Here is a 19,725-nt window from a genome sequence, read left to right as displayed (position 1 = left end):
TTTCTTCCTTTTATGAGTTGCCGTCAGAACAGCGTTAAACCAATGACGAAAATGACGCCGGAAAAGAGCAGGGCGGTGATGCAATAGCCCATGATGTCTCGGACACCGAGCCCGGCTATTGCCAGTGCAGGTAGCGCCCAGAACGGTTGTGCCATGTTCATCCACTGTTCACCGTAAGCAATCGCCATGACTGATTTACCCAGATCGGCCCCTAACGCCTGCGCGGCAGGAAGGACGAATGGCCCCTGAATAACCCAGTGTCCACCGCCAGAAGGCACGGCGAAGTTAATTAGCGCAGAGCTAAAAAAGGTCATCAGCGGGAAGGTATCTTTGTTGGCGACATTGATGAAAAATTCGGTGATCAGGCCACCGAGGCCGGAGTGTTCCATCATTAACTGGATCCCAGCATAGAAGGGGAATTGCACCAGAATCCCGGCGGTACTGCGCGCAGCCGCACTTACCGCCCGCATATAGGCCATCGGCGTTTTATGCAACAACAGACCGGCAATCATAAACATCAGGTTGACGGTGTTGATGGTGATGTTGAATCCCTTCTCGGAGAAGTACAGCACCAGATAAGCAATGCCCAGAGCACCAATAATCAACGCCAGGATGCGACTTTCTTCCAGTTTCTCTGAAGGTGGGGCGTCTGCAGGGAGCTTCTTCTGGAAATCCGCTTCTTCCAACAACAGCTTCGGATCGATACTCACCACGTCGGAAGGCTTAGGCGTCATCATGCGGGTGATAAACGGCATCACCACAATCAGGGCCAGGGTGATAAAGATGTTGTAGCCAGTAAACAGGGTATCGCTGACCGGAATTAACCCGGCGACATGCTCAACGGGATTCCCCGGTGTTGCTGCCAGTAGCGGCATTGAGCCGGAAAAACCACCGCCCCAGGTGAGAAAGCCGATGTAGGCGCAAGCGATCAACAACGGATAGTCGGAGCCTGGTACCCGACGTGCAACTTCGCGAGCAAACATTGCGCCAACCACCAGACCGAATCCCCAGTTGATTACGCAGGCGACGGAACCAAAAAAGGTGACCAGCATGACCCCTTGGGTAGGCGTTTTGGCTGCTGACGCCGCAGTACGTAACAAACTTTTCACCGGACCAGAACTGGCGAGTGCATGTCCGGTCACGATGATGAGCGCCATCTGCATCCCGAATGCCAGCAGATTCCAGAAGCCGTCGCCCCAGAGCTTCACCATGCTGACTGGAGTTTGTGGCGTTAGCCAGAGTGCTACTGCAAAGGTGATTAATGTCAGTAGCATGGCGAAGATCAGGGGATCGGGAAGCCAGCGACTGACAAAGCGCGTCATAAAACGCGAGATGCGACCGATCATAGCGCCCCCTGTGGGAGCAAAAGATCATCAGCGACGGCGAACTGCGCTTCAGTTTTGGCACGCACAGTTTCTAAATCACAACCTTCGGCAATTTCAGTGAGCCACATCTTGCCATCGATAAAGCGGAACACCGCCAGTTCTGTCACCAGTATATGAACTGCGTGAAGCGCGGTTAGTGGCATGGTGCATTGACGTAAAATTTTTGCTGAACCATCTTTGGCGCAATGTTCCATGGCAATGATCACTTTGCGCGATCCGGTCACCAGATCCATCGCACCACCCATACCAGGCACCATTTTTCCTGGCACGACCCAGTTGGCGAGATTGCCTTGTTCATCGACCTGTAAGCCACCGAGTACACAGGCATCAATATGACCACCACGAATCAGCGCAAATGACATCGCGCTGTCGAACATCGCTGCGCCGGGTAAAACGCCACACGGTTGTCCGCCTGCGTTAACCAGATCTGGATGCGCTGTTGTGACCGGGCCTAAACCGAGGAAGCCGTTTTCCGATTGCAGAGTAATATGAATACCCTCCGGCAAATAGTTGGCGACCATTGTGGGTAAACCGATCCCTAAGTTAACGATGTCACCATCACAAAGTTCCTGCGCCACGCGGCGCGCAATACGTTGTTTTGCGTCCATTATTTGCTCTCCTGCGGAATGATGATGTGGTCGATAACGGCACCGGGGGTGACAATGTGGTCAGGTTGCAATTCGCCGGTGTCGACCAGTTCGTCGGGTTCCACCAGCGTGATGTCTGCTGCGAGAGCAATCAGGGGGTTAAAGTTGCGGGCGCTGAGTTGGTAGGTGAGGTTTCCGAGTGCGTCGCAACGGTGGGCGCGGATCAACGCCAGGTCTGCCCGCAATGGACGTTCAAGCAACCAGGTTTTGCCATCGAGGGTGAGCGTTTGTTTGCCTTCTTCGACGACGGTGCCGACACCGGTTGGGGTGAGAAAACCACCAAGTCCGGCACCGCCACAGCGAATTTGCTCAATCAACGTACCTTGCGGTACGAGAACGACCTCCATTTCGCCAGAAATCATACGCCGTCCGGTTTCCGGGTTGGTGCCGATATGTGAAGCGATGACTTTGCTGACCCGACCGTTGACGATCAGCGGGCCAGTACCAGTATCAATAAATGCCGTGTCATTGGCGATTAATGTCAGATCCCTGACACCGGACTCCAGTAATGCCTCAACGAGGCGGGGAGGCGTGCCAATTCCCATAAAACCACCAACCATAATGGTCATGCCATCACGAAAGAAGCTGGCGGCGTCCTCTATGCTCATCAATTTTGTTTTCATTTTTTATCCCTCTTGAATACACCGTTGTGGGTACACAGAAGGCATAGCAAGGGGAGTGCCAGAATGAAGTTATTCGATGTCGATTTCTAATGTATTGAAAAAAAGGGAATTAAAAAAATAAGGAGGGAAGGAGGTAATACACTGCTATGCAGAAATTTGCGCACTGTGCAAATTTCTGCATAGCAGTTTTTGTCTTACGTACCAGCTGGATCAATACCGTATTCTTGCAGTTTGTACATTAACGCGCGGCGACTGATACCGAGCATCAGTGCGGTGCGGGTACGGTTTCCCTCCTGTTGCTCCAGCACTTCAATAATGATCCGTTTCTCTTCACGCTTAATCTCTTCTTTGAGATTGCGTTCGCCAACTGGAGTGCTCTTCGCATCGCTATTCAGGCTTACAGACTGGCGAAATTGTGGTGGTAGATCTTCTGCAAAAATCACCGGTCCTGAGTTCATTACCACGGCGCGTTCAATGACGTTGGAAAGCTCTCGGATATTGCCTGGCCACGACCAGCTGGCGAGCAACGACATCGCGCTGGGGTCTATTTCGATAATATCGCGCTGGTTTTCGCTACTGAATTTTTGCAGAAAATGGTTGGCTAACAGGGAAATGTCTTCACGTCTCTCGCGAAGCGGCGGCAATATTAAATGAATTACGTTAAGGCGATAAAAGAGATCTTCACGGAAAGTCCCTTCTTTTACCATTGCGTCCAGGTCACGATTGGTAGCGGCAATAATGCGAATATCGACTTTGATGGTTTGATGACCACCAATCCGTTCAAATTCCCTTTCCTGTAAAATACGCAATAATTTGGCCTGCAATACCAATGGCATTTCACCTATTTCATCCAGGAATAACGTTCCGCTGTCGGCACGCTCAAAAAGCCCCTGACGTAGCGCTTGTGCACCAGTAAATGCGCCCTTTTCATGACCAAAAAGTTCGCTTTCAAGCAGGGATTCTGGTAGCGCGGCACAATTAATTTTAATAAATGGCCCATTGGCGCGTCGGGAGTTGTAATGGATCGCCCGGGCGATCAGCTCTTTACCCGTACCACTTTCGCCGCTGACTAATACGCTGGCCTGGGAGAGGGCGATTTTTGCCGTATCCTTGCAGATTTCCTTCATGGCCAGGCTGTTGGTTAATATGTGGCCCCACTGCCAACTGGCGCTTAGCGCTTGATGTAGCTGGCGAATCTCTTTCTTCATTGACTGCAGCTGTAATGCGCGCTGCACGACCAGGTTCAGTTCATCCAGATCAAACGGTTTGATTACGTAATCAAACGCACCGCTGCGTAAGGCTTCCACCGCCGTTTCGACCTCCGCATACGCGGTCATCAGGACAACGGGCGTACGAGGGTTGTGACCACGCATCGCTTTTAACGCGCTGATGCCATCCATTTCCGGCATCCTGATATCCATCAGCACTACGTCCGGCTGCACACGGGTGAACAGAGGCAAGGCTTCTTGTCCATTACTGGCGCAGTGAGTGTCATAACCCTGCAAAGAAAATGCGGTGGACAACATACGACGCACATTCTCTTCGTCGTCGACAATCAGGATTCGGTAAACAGCATTCATAAGGGCAAATTTTCCTGCGGATCAATCGGTAAGATAAGGGTAAATGTGGCACCACAGCCGGGGAGGCTGGCGACGCGTATATCGCCCTGATGCGCATTAATAATTCGTTGGCTTAGGGCGAGGCCAAGTCCCGTACCGGACGCTTTGGTGGTAAAGAAGGGATCAAAGATTTTTCTCTGTAGTGACAGGTCGATGCCGCAGCCGTTGTCTTCAATGGTGATCGCCTGCTGGTTAGCCGTATACATCCACGTGCGAATGCGGATTTCCCCGCGCGCGGTGATAGCTTGCACGGCATTGATCAACATATTCAGGATTACCTGCTTGAGTAGTTCTCGATCTGCCACGATCGCAGTGAGTGAAGGATCAAGCTCTGTAATAAAGTCGATCCGTGCCTGTACGCCGGAGGTTTGGGCAAGAATCAGCGTCTCTTCGATCAAGGCATTGAGATACACTTGTTGCCACTGGCTTTTACGCGGACGGGAAAAATCCAAAAGCTGCTGAATAACTTTATTAATGGAATCAATCTCATTCAGCACAATTGAGAGATATTCCTTGTGCTCTGACTGGGGAGTCTGTTGGCGAATGATTTGCACGTAACCCCGGATGGCGGTGAGAGGATTGCGCACTTCATGGGCTACGCCCGCCATCAGTTCCCCCAGGGTGGCGAGTCTTTCCGTCTGCGCCAGTCGCCGCTGGCCCTCTTTACGCGCCGTCAGATCGGAAAAAATCACTAAAGCGCCAATCATTTGGCCATGTCCGTCATGGATTCGGCTGGTGGTGGCGCTGATTTCAATGGTTCGGTCGCGTCCGGGATAGCTGATTTCCAGTGCCATATGTTCAATGCCGTGCGCCAGCGTATCGAGGACAGGGCTATAAAAATGGGTGTTGGCAAATAGCGTGGCGTAAGGCTGGCCTACCAGCTCGTGACGTTTGTATCCGGTAATGGCTTCCGCTGCGGGATTCATGGTGATCACATCGCCTTGTCGGTCAATGGCAATCACGGCATCGGCGGCATTTTCAATAATCAGGTCATTGAGTGTTTTCGATTCACGAAGCGCATCGGCAAGGTTATTCACACAACGGCTGATTTGCCCTAGTTCGCCAGGTAGCGGTGGCAATTGCGTAGGATTATTCTGCGCTAGCGTCGACAGACCCGCGGTGATGATATCGATGTTGGCGCTTAAACGACGGGAAAAAAGCACAATCAACAGCAGACTAATCAGCAGCCCGGCAGAAAGGACAATGATTATCCGCACGTCCATTTTCCATGCCTGACGACGAATATCCTCCGTTAATTCATTCGCCCATATATAACCAAGCACGATGCCCTGGCGTTCTATTGGGATCATGGAATTCATAATATCGCCGCGGACTTGCCTGCCGGAAAAGAGTTGTGGCGTGTTGGTTTGCATAACGATATTGCCGGGATGATCCGGGGTGATGCTAATACCTACATTGCTTTGATAGAGTGCCGACGGGGCATAAGTGATAATTGCATCCAGTCCTTTGTGGTAATAGCCAGCCCCGACACCGGGAAATGCTCGGGTAATACGTTCAGTGATGGGAGCCAACTCATGATTCAGTGCCTGGATGCGTGCCTCACGAGGCAGATGTTGGTAAAGCGCAAAGCGTTCTTCCAGTGCGGCGTTCAGCAACTGCACAACTGCCGCTAATTTTTTCTCTTTTTCAGATAAGACCGCTGACCGACCCTCAGTTTCTACGATATAACCAATAGATAGCGTCGGAATGATGACCATCAGGATTGCCATCATAATGAGCTGGTTGCGCAGACGACGTGGGTACAACCACTTCAGAGAGTGCATGCTGGGTATCCGGGTTGGTTTTTCAGGCAAACGACGATTATCAGGGGTTAAGGTAATGATTTCTCGGCGGTGTATCATATTCCAGAGAAGACAGAACATTGCGGTGGCACGCTTTTACCGCTACCTTAACCACACTCCATCGGTCACCTGAGGCGGAGCTTCGCCCCTTTGAAATACCTTGCTTCTTTTCGCACAACCCTGAAAGTCTCGCGCTACATGTTCAGAGCGCTGGCGTTATTGATCTGGCTGTTGATTGCTTTTTCATCAGTGTTTTACATCGTCAACGCTTTACATCAACGAGAATCTGAGATTCGTCAGGAATTTAATCTGAGCTCCGATCAGGCCCAGCGGTTTATTCAGCGCACCTCTGATGTCATGAAAGAGCTGAAGTACATTGCTGAAAATCGCTTATCCGTGGAAAACGGCGTGCTTTCTCCGCGTGGGCGTGAAACGCAAGCGGATGTGCCGGTTTTCGAACCGCTGTTTGCTGATTCCGATTGTTCCGCAATGAGCAACACCTGGCGAGGCTCCCTGGAGTCACTGGCGTGGTTTATGCGCTACTGGCGCGATAATTTCTCTGCGGCTTACGATCTCAACCGCGTGTTTTTAATCGGCAGCGATAACCTCTGTATGGCTAACTTTGGCCTGCGTGATATGCCCGTCGAACGTGACACCGCTCTGAAAGCCCTGCATGAACGCATTAACAAATATCGTAACGCGCCACAGGATGACAGTGGCAGTAATCTTTTCTGGATCAGTGAAGGGCCGCGTCCTGGGGTGGGATATTTCTACGCGCTGACGCCGGTTTATCTGGCAAACCGTTTGCAAGCGCTTTTAGGCGTAGAACAGACAATTCGGATGGAGAACTTCTTCCTGCCGGGGACGTTGCCGATGGGCGTCACCATTCTTGATGAAAATGGCCATACCCTGATTTCGCTGACCGGACCGGAAAGTAAGATTAAAGCCGAACCGCGTTGGATGCAGGAGCGATCCTGGTTTGGCTATACGCCAGGTTTCCGTGAGCTGGTGCTGAAAAAAAATCTACCGCCGTCTTCGCTAAGTATTGTCTATTCCGTGCCTGTTGATCAGGTGCTGGAACGTATTCGCATGTTGATACTTAACGCGATTTTGCTGAACGTGATTGCGGGTGCTGCATTGTTTACCCTCGCACGGATGTATGAGCGACGTATTTTTATTCCGGCGGAAAGTGACGCCCAGCGACTGGAAGAGCATGAGCAGTTTAACCGCAAGATAGTCGCCTCAGCGCCTGTGGGGATCTGCATTTTGCGAACTGTCGATGGCGTTAATATTTTGAGTAACGAACTGGCGCATACCTATCTCAACATGCTTACGCATGAGGATCGCCAACGGCTGACGCAAATTATTTGTGGCCAGCAGGTCAATTTTGTCGATGTCCTTACCAGTAACAATACCAACCTGCAAATCAGCTTTGTTCATTCGCGCTATCGTAATGAAAACGTGGCAATTTGCGTACTGGTAGATGTGTCTTCACGTGTGAAGATGGAAGAGTCGCTGCAAGAAATGGCGCAGGCAGCAGAACAGGCGAGCCAGTCAAAATCGATGTTCCTTGCTACCGTCAGCCACGAACTGCGAACGCCGCTTTATGGCATTATCGGCAACCTGGATCTATTACAAACCAAAGAGTTACCAAAAGGTGTCGACCGTCTGGTGACGGCAATGAATAACTCTTCCAGCCTGTTATTGAAAATTATTAGCGACATTCTCGATTTCTCGAAGATTGAATCGGAACAGTTGAAAATCGAACCTCGCGAGTTTTCACCGCGCGAAGTCATGAACCACATCACCGCCAACTATTTGCCGCTGGTGGTACGCAAGCAACTTGGTTTGTACTGCTTTATTGAGCCAGATGTACCGATGGCGCTCAATGGCGACCCAATGCGCTTACAGCAGGTGATCTCCAACCTGTTGAGTAATGCTATTAAATTTACCGATACCGGCTGCATTGTTCTGCATGTTCGCGTTGATGGTGATTATCTTTCTATTCGCGTACGCGATACCGGGGTGGGCATTCCAGCTAAAGAAGTGGTGCGGTTATTTGATCCGTTCTTCCAGGTAGGGACGGGCGTACAGCGTAACTTCCAGGGTACTGGTCTGGGACTGGCGATTTGTGAAAAACTGATCAGCATGATGGACGGTGACATTTCGGTGGATTCTGAACCGGGAATGGGCAGCCAGTTTACGGTGCGTATTCCACTGTATGGCGCGCAGTATCCGCAGAAAAAAGGTGTCGAAGGATTAACGGGTAAACGTTGCTGGCTGGCGGTACGCAATGCGTCACTCTGTCAGTTCCTCGAAACCAGCTTGCAGCGTAGCGGTATAGTCGTTGCAACATACGAAGGGCAGGAACCGGCCTCCGAAGATGTGTTGATCACCGATGATGTGGTGAGTAAAAAATGGCAGGGCAGGGCGGTTGTGACTTTCTGTCGTCGTCATATCGGTATCCCTCTGGAGAAAGCGCCTGGTGAATGGGTACACAGTGTGGCAGCCCCGCACGAGCTACCGGCATTGCTGGCACGCATCTATCTGATAGAAATGGAGAGCGACGATCCTGCTAACTCTCTGCCGTCGACCGACAAAGTGGTCAGCAATAACGACGATATGATGATTCTGGTCGTGGACGATCATCCAATTAACCGTCGTCTGTTGGCCGATCAGCTTGGCTCGTTGGGCTATCAGTGTAAGACGGCGAATGATGGTGTTGATGCGCTTAATGTTCTTAGTAAGAATCACATTGATATCGTGTTAAGTGATGTCAACATGCCGAATATGGATGGCTATCGGTTAACGCAACGTATCCGCCAGCTGGGACTGACGTTGCCGGTAATAGGGGTAACGGCCAATGCGTTGGCTGAAGAGAAACAGCGGTGTCTGGAGTCCGGTATGGATAGCTGTCTGTCTAAGCCAGTGACGTTGGATGTTATAAAACAGACGCTGACGATGTATGCCGAGAGGGTCAGGAAAGCGCGAGAATCGTAAGCCGGATAAGGCGTTTACGCCGCATCCGGCAATCGGTGCAAATGCCAGATGCGACGCTGATGCGTCTTATCTGGCCTACATTATTGTAATCCATTGAAATAATGGAATTTGTAGGCCGGATAAGGCGTTTACGCTGCATCCGGTAATCGGTGCAAATGCCAGATGCGACGCTGACGCGTCTTATCTGGCCTACATTATCGAAATCCATTGAAATAATGGGATTTGTAGGCCGGATAAGGTGTTTACGCTGCATCCGGCAATCGGAGCAAATGCCAGATGCGGCGCTGGCGCGTCTTATCTGACCTACATTATCGAAATCCATTGAAATAATGGAATTTGTAAGCCGGATAAGGCGTTTACGCCGCATCCGGTAATCGGTGCAAATGCCAGATGCGACGCTGACGCGTCTTATCTGGCCTACATTATCGAAATCCATTGAAATAATGGAATTTGTAGGCCGGATAAGGCGTTTACGCCGCATCCGGCAATCGGAGCAAATGCCAGATGCGGCGCTGGCGCGTCTTATCTGGCCTACCTTATTGTAATCCATTGAAATAATGGAATTTGTAGGCCGGATAAGGCGTTTACGCTGCATCCGGTAATCGGAGTTTATCGGGAATGCGGGAAATTACTCTTTATCCGCCGGACTTAACGTCACAGAAGAGAGATAATTCAACAGAGCGATATCGTTCTCGACTCCCAGCTTCATCATTGCGGATTTTTTCTGGCTACTGATGGTTTTAATGCTTCGGTTCAGCTTTTTAGCAATCTCGGTAACCAGGAAGCCTTCGGCAAACAGGCGCAGAACTTCACTCTCTTTTGGTGAGAGGCGCTTGTCACCGTAACCGCCAGCACTGATTTTCTCTAACAGCCGAGAAACGCTTTCCGGAGTAAATTTCTTACCTTTCTGTAGCGCGGCGAGCGCTTTCGGCAGGTCGGTCGGCGCACCTTGTTTCAGAACGATCCCTTCGATATCCAGGTCCAGTACCGCGCTAAGAATAGCCGGGTTGTTGTTCATGGTCAGAACAATAATCGACAGACTTGGGAAGTGGCGCTTGATGTACTTGATTAAGGTAATGCCATCGCCGTATTTATCGCCAGGCATGGAGAGATCGGTAATCAAAACATGCGCATCCAGCTTCGGCAGGTTATTGATCAGTGCTGTAGAGTCCTCAAATTCGCCGACAACATTCACCCACTCGATTTGCTCAAGTGATTTGCGAATACCGAACAAGACTATCGGATGGTCATCAGCAATAATTACGTTCATATTGTTCATGTAATAGGCTACCTTGCTACAGCAAGCTCTTGACATAGCTGTCAATGTCGCTGATGTATTTTTCTATTCCTGGGACATCCTTCTCGCGAATAAGATGTTCCAGCGTTTCACATAACTGCTTGCCGGGCACCAGATTAAGCATGGCAAACACGCCTTTCAGACGATGAGCCGTTTGGGCTAACGCAGCAAAGTCACTGGTTGCTGCCTCAGTATATAGCCTCTTAACATCATCCGGTACTGTGTCTACAAAGAGCGCATAATAGCCGCTGGCATGGAGTTGTGCATTTTCATCTCCGCCCAGAGGCGATTCTGTCACCTCTTCCTGCGCTAGTTGCACTTCGATCAATTGTAAGACCGCTTCCTGCATAGCGTTGCTCATATTGAAGTTGACGCACAATTGACCAGGTCCAATTTCCCGTACGCCAGACTCATCATCGCTTAAAAGCAAGCCAGAGGCAGTAAGATTAGACGGATTATCCGTTAAAAAGATATCATAATCTTGACTAATTAATCTTTCATCCGGTGTGATGCAGGTTGCCCCCCAATTTTCTAACTGGCGAGTGACAATATTCCGAATTTCTGCGGAAGTTATGTCCATCATCACGCTAACATCATCCAGTAAACGCTCTTCTTCCTCTTCTACTTCCGGTTCCGCAGTGGGCATTTTGATATGCACGGAATAACGTGTACCAAGCTCGTCGCGCGTTTTGATGTTTAAATGACCGCCTAGCTTGCGCGCCAGTTGATCGCTCAACCAGAATGCTAACGGATCCGCCTTGCCGTAGCGATCGCTTTGGGTCTGGTTGATGAACGGGAAGTGCAAATTATCCATTTCATGAATACTTATGCCATCTCCGGTGTCCAGAATGCGGAAAGTCAGACGTTCTTCGGAAGATTCGTCCTGGTCAACCTCAAGGGTAATTTTCCCCATTTGCGTTGAGGTGACAGCATATTGCATCAGTAACAGCAAAATACGGCGTAGGGCATCGCGATCGCCGCAGCGCATATCGTGTACTTTTAGATGATTGTTAATCAATAGCTGCAAACCTTTACGCTTGATGGCTGGCAACACGGAAGGCACGACTTCATCAATTAAATCCTGCACGGAGAAAAGCTCGCTCTCGCTTTTCCAGCTATCGTCGGCAAGCATATTTGCTAACTGGATTTCATCGACCAGGCGCACCAGCACATCAGCCTGATTCGCCAGTTGTTTGCTTTCCGGTGTGTTGAGTTTGGCTGCGCTTTCCGCCAGGGAGCGTGCTGGTTCTTTTAGTGCATCGCCAATATTTTTCATAAAGGCCATCCGGCCTTGCTGATTTTTCTCGTACAGACGCTGCGCCTGCTTGAGTTTCTTGTTCACCAGTACTTCGCGATCTTGATCGCGAATAATGAAGATTTGTGTACGCGGCGCGACCTGGCTGCGGAACATACGGATCTCATACAGTTCGTTATTGATCGTCGCCTGAATGATGCCCTGATGCTGTTCTGCCATAGTGGTGATGTTTTGCAGATTCAAATGCGGCAGCAGGTGATCGGCAATTTTGTTACTTATTACTGTGCGATTCGATTCCTGATCGTGAACCAGCAGGCCGAGCGGCAGCAGTGACACGATCTCTTCATTGATGGCCCGCAAAACGCGCAGTTCATTGTTCACTGCCGTGCTGGGTACGCTTTCGGTGGTGCGGCCAGAGAAATGGCGGAAGGTGGTATAGCCAAACAGCGCCAGCGCCAGCAAACCGATGTTCAGCAGCAGCGGCAGGAGAATGTTTTGCAACGTATCCAGCAGCAATGTGCCATAAGGAACCTGCCAGACCAGACGCATATCCGTGGAGTTTAGCGCCGAAGAGATTTCAATCTTCGAACTATTAAAGTGGATACTGACGCTATCCGTCGCTTCTTTCTCATTATTATTGGTTCCCGCAGCTGTCGCGTCTGGCTCCAGACGGAAACTATCCAGCGGCATCCCCGGCGGGATCAAATCATTAATAGGCAGATCAAAAGCGACTACCGTCGCCAGATGCCCCGGCTGGTTAAAGGTGGTGCGCAGGGTAAAATAATGTCCGTTCTGCCAGGCCAGGCGGCGCAGGTTAGAAAAACTTTCGCGTTCATCCAGGGCGTTGGCCTGTTGCAACATCTCTGCGCGACGAGAATCAACAATGTCACTGACGGTCGACTCTTTAAATCCCGAGGTGAGATCTTTGAGCGGTAGGGTGGAGATCAAAACCAGGCTGTTATCCTGGCCGTTCAGATAGTACATCGACCAGGGTACATTCTCTGCGCCCCATAATGTGTCCAGATAAGTGGACATTCTTTGGGTCATCTCAAGCGTTGAGTTGTCGTGGGAACCAAAGATCAGGGCTTCCGTTTTGCGGCGCGGTTTTTCCAGATAATAGACATCCTGTTTCAGGCGCGTCTCCTGCAACCCTTCGCTGGAGGAGGTAGAGGCCGTCGCGGCAATGTTGTCGTAGATTTGCCAGGTCACATAACGCCATGTATCGACGCGCTTTTGTATGGCATGGGTAATATCAACGATCTGGTAGCTTTTATCTTTCAGCCAGGCGTTAACGGCGCTTTGTACCATTACACCCATCGTCACCAGTAACACGATGATCAGCAGTAAAAAGAAGCGGGTAATGCTCCCCGGTAGGAGTGAAAAGCGGGTCGTGGCCGTTGTCTCTTTCTGACGCATTCGTGTTTATGACCTGTTAAAACTTCGCAAAGTGATAGGGCAGTATAAAGGGTACAGTGTGAAATTCCAGACTCTTACCTGATTGATGTTAAGGCATTAGCCGACGATATTTCACATTTTGCGCTGCGGTAAATAAATGTACAAATGCGTTGTTAATGTACAAATAACCCACAGGCATGAAGAAAATTATCAGGAAAATAGCGCAGATAGATTTTGTCGGTAATTGTTGTCGTTTTTTACGAAATAGTTAACGATTGTTATAATTTTGCTACGGTAGCACAGGAAAATAAAAGATGTGTAAAGAAGGGTAAAAAAAACCGGATGCGATGCATCCGGCCGAAATAGGGGTAAACAGACATTCAGAAATGAATGACGGTAATAAATAAAGTTAATGATGATAGCGAGAGATATTTTAGTTGCGAGTGAAGAATTTGTTTTAACATTCAGTGCGGTCAAAGACTTAAGATTAAGTTATTGTTTTAAAGGTCGAAATAATCTTACTTGATGTTTAGTGCGTTATTTGCTCAACCATTAGAATTTGAAAAAGTTCCATCACATTTACATTTTGAAATACCTATGTGGATATTTGAAACATCTTAAAAGTTTTAGTATCATATTCGTGTTGGATTATTCTGCATTTTTGGGGAGAATGGACCTGCCGACTGATTAATGAGGGTTAATCAGTATGCAGTGGCATAAAAAAGCAAATAAAGGCATATAACAGAGGGTTAATAACATGAAAGTTAAAGTACTGTCCCTCCTGGTCCCAGCTCTGCTGGTAGCAGGCGCAGCAAATGCTGCTGAAGTTTACAACAAAGACGGCAACAAATTAGATCTGTACGGTAAAGTAGACGGCCTGCACTATTTCTCTGACGACAAGTCTGTAGATGGCGACCAGACCTACATGCGTCTTGGCTTCAAAGGTGAAACTCAGGTTACTGACCAGCTGACCGGTTACGGCCAGTGGGAATATCAGATCCAGGGCAACGCTCCGGAAAGCGAAAACAACTCCTGGACCCGTGTGGCATTTGCTGGTCTGAAATTCCAGGACATCGGTTCTTTCGACTACGGTCGTAACTACGGCGTTGTTTACGACGTAACTTCCTGGACCGACGTACTGCCAGAATTCGGTGGCGATACTTACGGTTCTGACAACTTCATGCAGCAGCGTGGTAACGGCTTCGCGACCTACCGTAACACCGACTTCTTCGGTCTGGTTGACGGCCTGAACTTTGCAGTTCAGTACCAGGGCAAAAACGGTAGCGTAAGCGGCGAAGGCATGACCAACAACGGTCGTGGCGCTCTGCGTCAGAACGGCGACGGTGTCGGCGGTTCTATCACTTATGATTACGAAGGCTTCGGTATCGGTGCTGCAGTTTCCAGCTCCAAACGTACTGATGATCAGAACAGCATTGCTTACATCGGTAACGGCGACCGTGCTGAAACCTACACTGGTGGTCTGAAATACGACGCTAACAACATCTACCTGGCTGCTCAGTACACCCAGACCTACAACGCAACTCGCGTAGGTTCCCTGGGTTGGGCGAACAAAGCACAGAACTTCGAAGCTGTTGCTCAGTACCAGTTCGACTTCGGTCTGCGTCCGTCTGTAGCATACCTGCAGTCTAAAGGTAAAAACCTGGGTGTCGTTGCTGGTCGTAACTACGACGACGAAGATATCCTGAAATATGTTGATGTTGGTGCTACCTACTACTTCAACAAAAACATGTCCACCTACGTTGACTACAAAATCAACCTGCTGGACGACAACCAGTTCACCCGCGCTGCTGGCATCAACACTGATGACATCGTAGCTCTGGGTCTGGTTTACCAGTTCTAATTTCGATTTCTATCGACAAAGGGCCTTCGGGCCCTTTTTTCATTGTTTTCAGCGTACAAACGCGTTTTTTTGGTGTACTCTTGCGACCGTTCGCATGAGGATAATCACATATGGAAATAAACTTTACCCGCGTGGCATTGCTGGCTGCCATGCTCTTCTTTGTCGGTTGCGATCAAAAACCACAACCCGCCAACTCCCACGCTACTGAAGCGACTGTTCTTGAAGGCAAAACAATGGGAACCTTCTGGCGTGCCAGCATCCCTAGCATTGACGCCAAACGCAGTGCTGAACTTAAAGAGAAGATTCAGACCCAGCTGGACGCTGACGATCAGCTGCTTTCGACCTATAAAAAAGACTCCGCGCTGATGCGCTTTAACGACTCGCAAAGCCTGACACCGTGGCCGGTAAGTGAAGCGATGGCTGATATTATCACCACCTCGCTACGTATTGGCGCAAAGACCGATGGCGCGATGGATATTACTGTCGGGCCACTGGTGAATCTGTGGGGCTTTGGTCCGGAACAACAACCGGTACAAATTCCGAGCCAGGAACAAATTGATGCAATGAAAGCCAAAACCGGCTTACAGCACCTGACGGTCATCAATCAGTATCATCAGCAGTACCTGCAAAAAGATCTTCCGGATTTATATGTCGATCTTTCGACCGTCGGCGAAGGCTATGCCGCCGATCATTTGGCACGCTTGATGGAGCAGGAAGGTATTTCCCGCTACCTGGTATCGGTGGGGGGAGCGCTGAACAGCCGCGGTATGAACGGCGAAGGTCAGCCGTGGCGAGTGGCAATTCAAAAACCAACCGATAAAGAAAACGCGGTTCAGGCGGTAGTGGATATCAACGGTCACGGTATCAGTACCTCCGGCAGCTATCGCAATTATTACGAACTGGACGGCAAACGCCTTTCCCATGTTATCGATCCGCAAACCGGACGACCTATCGAACATAATCTGGTGTCCGTGACGGTGATTGCTCCGACGGCACTGGAAGCTGACGCCTGGGATACAGGTTTGATGGTGCTCGGGCCAGAGAAAGCCAAAGAAGTCGTTCGCCGGGAAGGGCTGGCGGTTTATATGATCACCAAAGAAGGTGATAGTTTTAAAACCTGGATGTCGCCGCAGTTTAAAAGCTTCCTTGTCAGCGAAAAAAATTAAAGCGCAAGATTGTTGGTTTTTGCGTGATGGTGACCGGGCAGACTAAAGGCTATCCTTAACCTGGGAGCTGATTATGAAAAACGCCACACGCTTAACTGACGATCAACGCTGGCAATCGGTCTTAGCCCGCGACCCGAATGCCGACGGCGAATTCGTTTTCGCCGTGCGCACCACGGGTATCTTTTGCCGTCCGTCTTGCCGCGCGAGACATGCCTTGCGGGAAAACGTCTCCTTCTACGCAAATGCCAGCGAGGCACTCGTCGCCGGATTTCGCCCCTGCAAACGCTGCCAACCTGATAAAGCCAATGCCCAGCAACACCGGTTGGATAAAATCACCCACGCGTGTCGACTACTGGAACAGGAAACGCCTGTAACGCTTGAAGCCTTAGCCGACCAGGTGGCGATGAGTCCATTCCATCTGCATCGTTTATTTAAAGCCACCACCGGAATGACGCCAAAAGCCTGGCAACAGGCCTGGCGTGCTCGTCGCTTGCGCGAATCGCTGGCGAAAGGGGAGAGTGTCACCCAGGCGATTCTGAACGCAGGATTCCCCGACGGCAGCAGTTACTACCGCAAAGCCGACGAAACGTTGGGTATGACGGCTAAACAGTTTCGTCACGGTGGCGAAAACCTGGCTGTGCGTTATGCGCTGGCCGATTGTGAACTGGGGCGCTGCCTGGTGGCAGAAAGCGAGCGGGGGATTTGCGCGATTCTGCTGGGCGACGATGACGGGACATTAATCAGCGAACTCCGTCAGATGTTTCCTGCCGCTGACAACGCGCCGGCGGATCCGATATTTCAGCAACATATACGTGAGGTTATCGCCAGCCTCAATAACCGCGATACGCCGCTGACGTTACCGCTGGATATTCGCGGCACCGCTTTTCAACAACAAGTCTGGCAGGCGCTTCGCACTATACCTTGTGGTGAAACGGTGAGTTACCAGCAACTGGCGAACGCGATTGGCAAACCAAAAGCCGTTCGCGCCGTAGCCAGTGCCTGCGCCGCCAATAGATTAGCTATTATTATCCCTTGTCATCGGGTAGTACGCTGTGATGGCGCACTTTCTGGTTACCGCTGGGGCGTGTCGCGCAAAGCGCACTTGCTGCGCCGCGAAGCTGATCATGAGGAGAGGTAATGTTGGATCTGTTTGCTGATGCTGAACCGTGGCACGAATCGCTGGCTTCCGGCGCGGTGATTTTGCGCCGTTTTGCTTTTAACGTTGCGGAACAACTGATGCACGATATCAGTGGCATTGCCAGCCAGTCGCCGTTTCGCCAGATGGTCACTCCTGGCGGATATACCATGTCGGTGGCGATGACCAACTGCGGGCATCTGGGCTGGACGACCAATCGGCAAGGTTATCTCTATTCGCCCATTGATCCGCAAACAAATCAACCGTGGCCTGCCATGCCGCAAAGTTTTTATGATTTATGTCGGCGCGCGGCCACGGCAGCGGGCTATCCAGATTTCCAGCCTGACGCTTGCCTTATTAACCGCTACGCCCCGGGCGCGAAACTGTCGCTGCATCAGGATAAAGACGAACCAGATCTGCGCGCGCCAATTGTTTCTGTTTCTCTGGGCTTACCCGCGATTTTTCAATTTGGCGGCCTGAAACGAAATGATCCGCTCAAACGTTTGTTGCTGGAACATGGCGATGTGGTGGTGTGGGGCGGTGAATCACGGCTGTTTTATCACGGTATTCAACCACTAAAAGCAGGGTTTCATCCACTCACCGCCGACTGCCGCTACAACCTGACCTTCCGTCAGGCAGGTAAAAAAGAATAAAAATAAGAATTATTATTGCTGTGCACGCGGAGATGTTTAAACTGCGGGCTGTAATTCATTGTCCGGGTTTTCTGCATGGAACTTCTTGTACTTGTCTGGCGGCAGTATCGCTGGCCATTTATCAGTGTGATGGCGCTAAGCCTCGCCAGTGCGGCATTAGGCATTGGCTTAATTGCTTTTATCAATCAGCGCCTTATCGAAACGGCGGATACCAGTCTGCTGGTGTTGCCGGAGTTTCTGGGGTTATTGCTGCTGTTAATGGCGGTAACACTGGGATCGCAACTGGCACTTACTACGCTGGGCCATCACTTCGTTTACCGACTGCGTAGCGAATTTATCAAGCGGATACTGGATACCCACGTCGAGCGTATCGAACAACTTGGTAGCGCCTCGCTGCTGGCGGGGTTAACCAGCGATGTGCGCAATATCACCATTGCTTTTGTGCGTCTGCCGGAACTGGTGCAGGGGATCATTCTCACTATCGGTTCAGCGGCGTATTTGTGGATGTTGTCGGGCAAAATGTTGCTGGTAACGGCTATCTGGATGGCAGTCACCATTTGGGGCGGTTTTGTACTGGTGGCGCGGGTGTACAAGCATATGGCGACTCTGCGTGAAACCGAAGACAAACTGTACTCGGATTTTCAAACCGTGCTGGAAGGGCGCAAAGAGCTGACTCTGAACCGTGAGCGCGCCGAGTATGTGTTTAACAACCTCTACATTCCTGATGCGCAAGAGTATCGCCATCATATTATCCGCGCAGACACCTTCCATCTTAGTGCCGTGAACTGGTCGAACATTATGATGCTGGGCGCTATCGGCCTGGTATTCTGGATGGCAAATAGCCTGGGTTGGGCTGATACCAACGTTGCCGCGACCTATTCGTTGACGCTGTTATTCCTGCGTACGCCACTGCTTTCGGCGGTTGGCGCATTGCCGACGCTGCTGACGGCGCAGGTGGCGTTTAACAAGCTGAACAAATTCGCGCTCGCACCTTTCAAAGCGGAGTTTCCGCGTCCGCAGGCGTTTCCCAACTGGCAAACGCTGGAGCTGCGTAATGTTACGTTTGCTTATCAGCATAACGCGTTTTCCGTTGGGCCGATTAACCTCACCATTAAACGTGGCGAACTGCTGTTTCTGATTGGTGGCAATGGTAGCGGCAAATCGACGCTGGCGATGTTGTTGACGGGGTTGTATCAGCCACAAAGCGGCGAAATCTTGCTGGATGGCAAACCTGTCAGCGGCGAACAACCGGAAGATTATCGCAAACTGTTTTCGGCGGTGTTTACCGATGTCTGGTTATTTGATCAACTGCTGGGGCCGGAGGGCAAACCTGCTAACCCGCAACTGGTTGAGAAGTGGCTGGCGCAGCTGAAAATGGGTCATAAGCTTGAGTTAAGTAACGGGCGTATTGTTAACCTGAAGTTATCGAAAGGGCAGAAAAAACGCGTGGCGCTGTTGCTGGCTTTGGCAGAAGAACGCGATATTATTCTGCTGGATGAATGGGCGGCGGATCAGGATCCACATTTCCGCCGTGAGTTTTATCAGGTGCTGCTGCCGCTGATGCAGGAGATGGGGAAAACTATTTTCGCCATCAGTCATGATGACCATTACTTTATCCACGCCGACCGCCTGCTGGAAATGCGCAACGGGCAACTTAGCGAGCTGACCGGCGAAGAGCGTGACGCTGCTTCGCGTGATGCCGTTGCCCGGACGGCATAATATTACGACGCTGACCTGGCGGACCGCTGCCGCCAGGTCAATATTCTAAAAATCCCCCCGTATCTAATAACCCTATAATTAATCAACGAAATTATAATGTTTATAAAATTAGGAGATAATTTATAAACATTATTTAAATATTGTTACTTAAGTGTTACCGTTGATGCC

Annotated in this window: 13 protein-coding genes; 6 read left to right on the top strand and 7 right to left on the bottom strand. The window is 50.4% G+C overall.

Annotation, left to right across the window (positions count from 1 at the left end):
• Window positions 1-23: 23 nt before the first annotated feature.
• The 5 genes from D9734_RS09935 to atoS form a co-directional block, all read right to left on the bottom strand.
• Entirely contained in the window at window positions 24-1,346 is a 1,323-nt protein-coding gene (locus tag D9734_RS09935; protein ID WP_130207152.1) for a TIGR00366 family protein, read from the bottom strand.
• Window positions 1,343-1,993, bottom strand: a complete 651-nt coding sequence (locus D9734_RS09930) for a 3-oxoacid CoA-transferase subunit B (protein WP_130207151.1) — start codon at window positions 1,991-1,993, stop codon at window positions 1,343-1,345. Before D9734_RS09930 ends, D9734_RS09935 begins: the two co-directional genes overlap by 4 nt.
• Window positions 1,993-2,655 carry an acetate CoA-transferase subunit alpha gene (gene atoD / locus D9734_RS09925; RefSeq protein WP_000850521.1) on the bottom strand — a complete coding sequence of 221 codons (663 nt, stop codon included), beginning with the start codon at window positions 2,653-2,655 and terminating at the stop codon, window positions 1,993-1,995. The genes D9734_RS09930 and atoD overlap by 1 nt, the downstream gene beginning before the upstream one ends.
• A gap of 194 nt (window positions 2,656-2,849) precedes the next feature.
• Complete coding sequence (gene atoC / locus D9734_RS09920; protein ID WP_130207150.1) at window positions 2,850-4,235, bottom strand: acetoacetate metabolism transcriptional regulator AtoC; 1,386 nt, start codon at window positions 4,233-4,235, stop codon at window positions 2,850-2,852.
• A complete protein-coding gene (gene atoS, locus D9734_RS09915; protein WP_130207149.1) occupies window positions 4,232-6,058 on the bottom strand; it encodes a two-component system sensor histidine kinase AtoS in 1,827 nt (608 codons plus the stop codon). Before atoS ends, atoC begins: the two co-directional genes overlap by 4 nt.
• A 168-nt stretch (window positions 6,059-6,226) precedes the next feature.
• Here atoS and rcsC point away from each other — a divergent pair, with 168 nt between their 5' ends.
• Window positions 6,227-9,076, top strand: coding sequence for a two-component system sensor histidine kinase RcsC (gene rcsC / locus D9734_RS09910; RefSeq protein ID WP_130207148.1), 2,850 nt, complete (start codon window positions 6,227-6,229; stop codon window positions 9,074-9,076).
• A gap of 628 nt (window positions 9,077-9,704) precedes the next feature.
• Here rcsC and rcsB read toward each other — a convergent pair.
• Both rcsB and rcsD read right to left on the bottom strand, forming a co-directional pair.
• A complete protein-coding gene (gene rcsB / locus D9734_RS09905) occupies window positions 9,705-10,355 on the bottom strand; it encodes a response regulator transcription factor RcsB (RefSeq protein WP_042290573.1) in 651 nt (216 codons plus the stop codon).
• Between the two features lie 16 nt (window positions 10,356-10,371).
• Window positions 10,372-13,044: a phosphotransferase RcsD gene (rcsD, locus tag D9734_RS09900; RefSeq protein ID WP_130207147.1), complete on the bottom strand. Its 2,673-nt coding sequence runs from the start codon at window positions 13,042-13,044 to the stop codon at window positions 10,372-10,374.
• A 736-nt stretch (window positions 13,045-13,780) separates the two neighbouring features.
• Between rcsD and ompC the strand changes: the two genes are divergently transcribed.
• From ompC to yojI, 5 genes are all read left to right on the top strand, one after another.
• A complete protein-coding gene (ompC, locus tag D9734_RS09895; protein ID WP_130207146.1) occupies window positions 13,781-14,884 on the top strand; it encodes a porin OmpC in 1,104 nt (367 codons plus the stop codon).
• 110 nt (window positions 14,885-14,994) lie between these two features.
• Complete coding sequence (gene apbE, locus D9734_RS09890) at window positions 14,995-16,050, top strand: FAD:protein FMN transferase ApbE (RefSeq protein WP_130207144.1); 1,056 nt, start codon at window positions 14,995-14,997, stop codon at window positions 16,048-16,050.
• A 73-nt stretch (window positions 16,051-16,123) separates the two neighbouring features.
• The gene (gene ada / locus D9734_RS09885; RefSeq protein WP_130207142.1) at window positions 16,124-17,188 is read left to right on the top strand and encodes a bifunctional DNA-binding transcriptional regulator/O6-methylguanine-DNA methyltransferase Ada; all 1,065 of its coding nucleotides are present in this window, start codon (window positions 16,124-16,126) and stop codon (window positions 17,186-17,188) included.
• Window positions 17,188-17,838, top strand: a complete 651-nt coding sequence (gene alkB, locus D9734_RS09880) for a DNA oxidative demethylase AlkB (RefSeq protein WP_130207140.1) — start codon at window positions 17,188-17,190, stop codon at window positions 17,836-17,838. The genes ada and alkB overlap by 1 nt, the downstream gene beginning before the upstream one ends.
• Before the next feature lie 75 nt (window positions 17,839-17,913).
• The gene (yojI, locus tag D9734_RS09875) at window positions 17,914-19,557 is read left to right on the top strand and encodes a microcin J25 efflux ABC transporter YojI (RefSeq protein ID WP_130207138.1); all 1,644 of its coding nucleotides are present in this window, start codon (window positions 17,914-17,916) and stop codon (window positions 19,555-19,557) included.
• Window positions 19,558-19,725: the final 168 nt, after the last annotated feature.

This window comes from Escherichia sp. E14S1, assembly GCF_004211995.1.
In the GTDB taxonomy this organism is placed as follows: domain Bacteria; phylum Pseudomonadota; class Gammaproteobacteria; order Enterobacterales; family Enterobacteriaceae; genus Escherichia.
Note: the sequence above shows the minus strand (reverse complement) of the source record. Positions and strands in the feature narration are given on the sequence as shown.

Bases quoted from the DNA above. Each gene is read 5' to 3' on its own strand.
- D9734_RS09935 (WP_130207152.1), bottom strand. From the start codon at position 1,346: ATGATCGGTCGCATCTCGCGTTTTATGACGCGCTTTGTCAGTCGCTGG.
- D9734_RS09930 (WP_130207151.1), bottom strand. From the start codon at position 1,993: ATGGACGCAAAACAACGTATTGCGCGCCGCGTGGCGCAGGAACTTTGT.
- atoD (WP_000850521.1), bottom strand. From the start codon at position 2,655: ATGAAAACAAAATTGATGAGCATAGAGGACGCCGCCAGCTTCTTTCGT.
- atoC (WP_130207150.1), bottom strand. From the start codon at position 4,235: ATGAATGCTGTTTACCGAATCCTGATTGTCGACGACGAAGAGAATGTG.
- atoS (WP_130207149.1), bottom strand. From the start codon at position 6,058: ATGCACTCTCTGAAGTGGTTGTACCCACGTCGTCTGCGCAACCAGCTC.
- rcsB (WP_042290573.1), bottom strand. From the start codon at position 10,355: ATGAACAATATGAACGTAATTATTGCTGATGACCATCCGATAGTCTTG.
- rcsD (WP_130207147.1), bottom strand. From the start codon at position 13,044: ATGCGTCAGAAAGAGACAACGGCCACGACCCGCTTTTCACTCCTACCG.
- ompC (WP_130207146.1), top strand. From the start codon at position 13,781: ATGAAAGTTAAAGTACTGTCCCTCCTGGTCCCAGCTCTGCTGGTAGCA.
- apbE (WP_130207144.1), top strand. From the start codon at position 14,995: ATGGAAATAAACTTTACCCGCGTGGCATTGCTGGCTGCCATGCTCTTC.
- ada (WP_130207142.1), top strand. From the start codon at position 16,124: ATGAAAAACGCCACACGCTTAACTGACGATCAACGCTGGCAATCGGTC.
- alkB (WP_130207140.1), top strand. From the start codon at position 17,188: ATGTTGGATCTGTTTGCTGATGCTGAACCGTGGCACGAATCGCTGGCT.
- yojI (WP_130207138.1), top strand. From the start codon at position 17,914: ATGGAACTTCTTGTACTTGTCTGGCGGCAGTATCGCTGGCCATTTATC.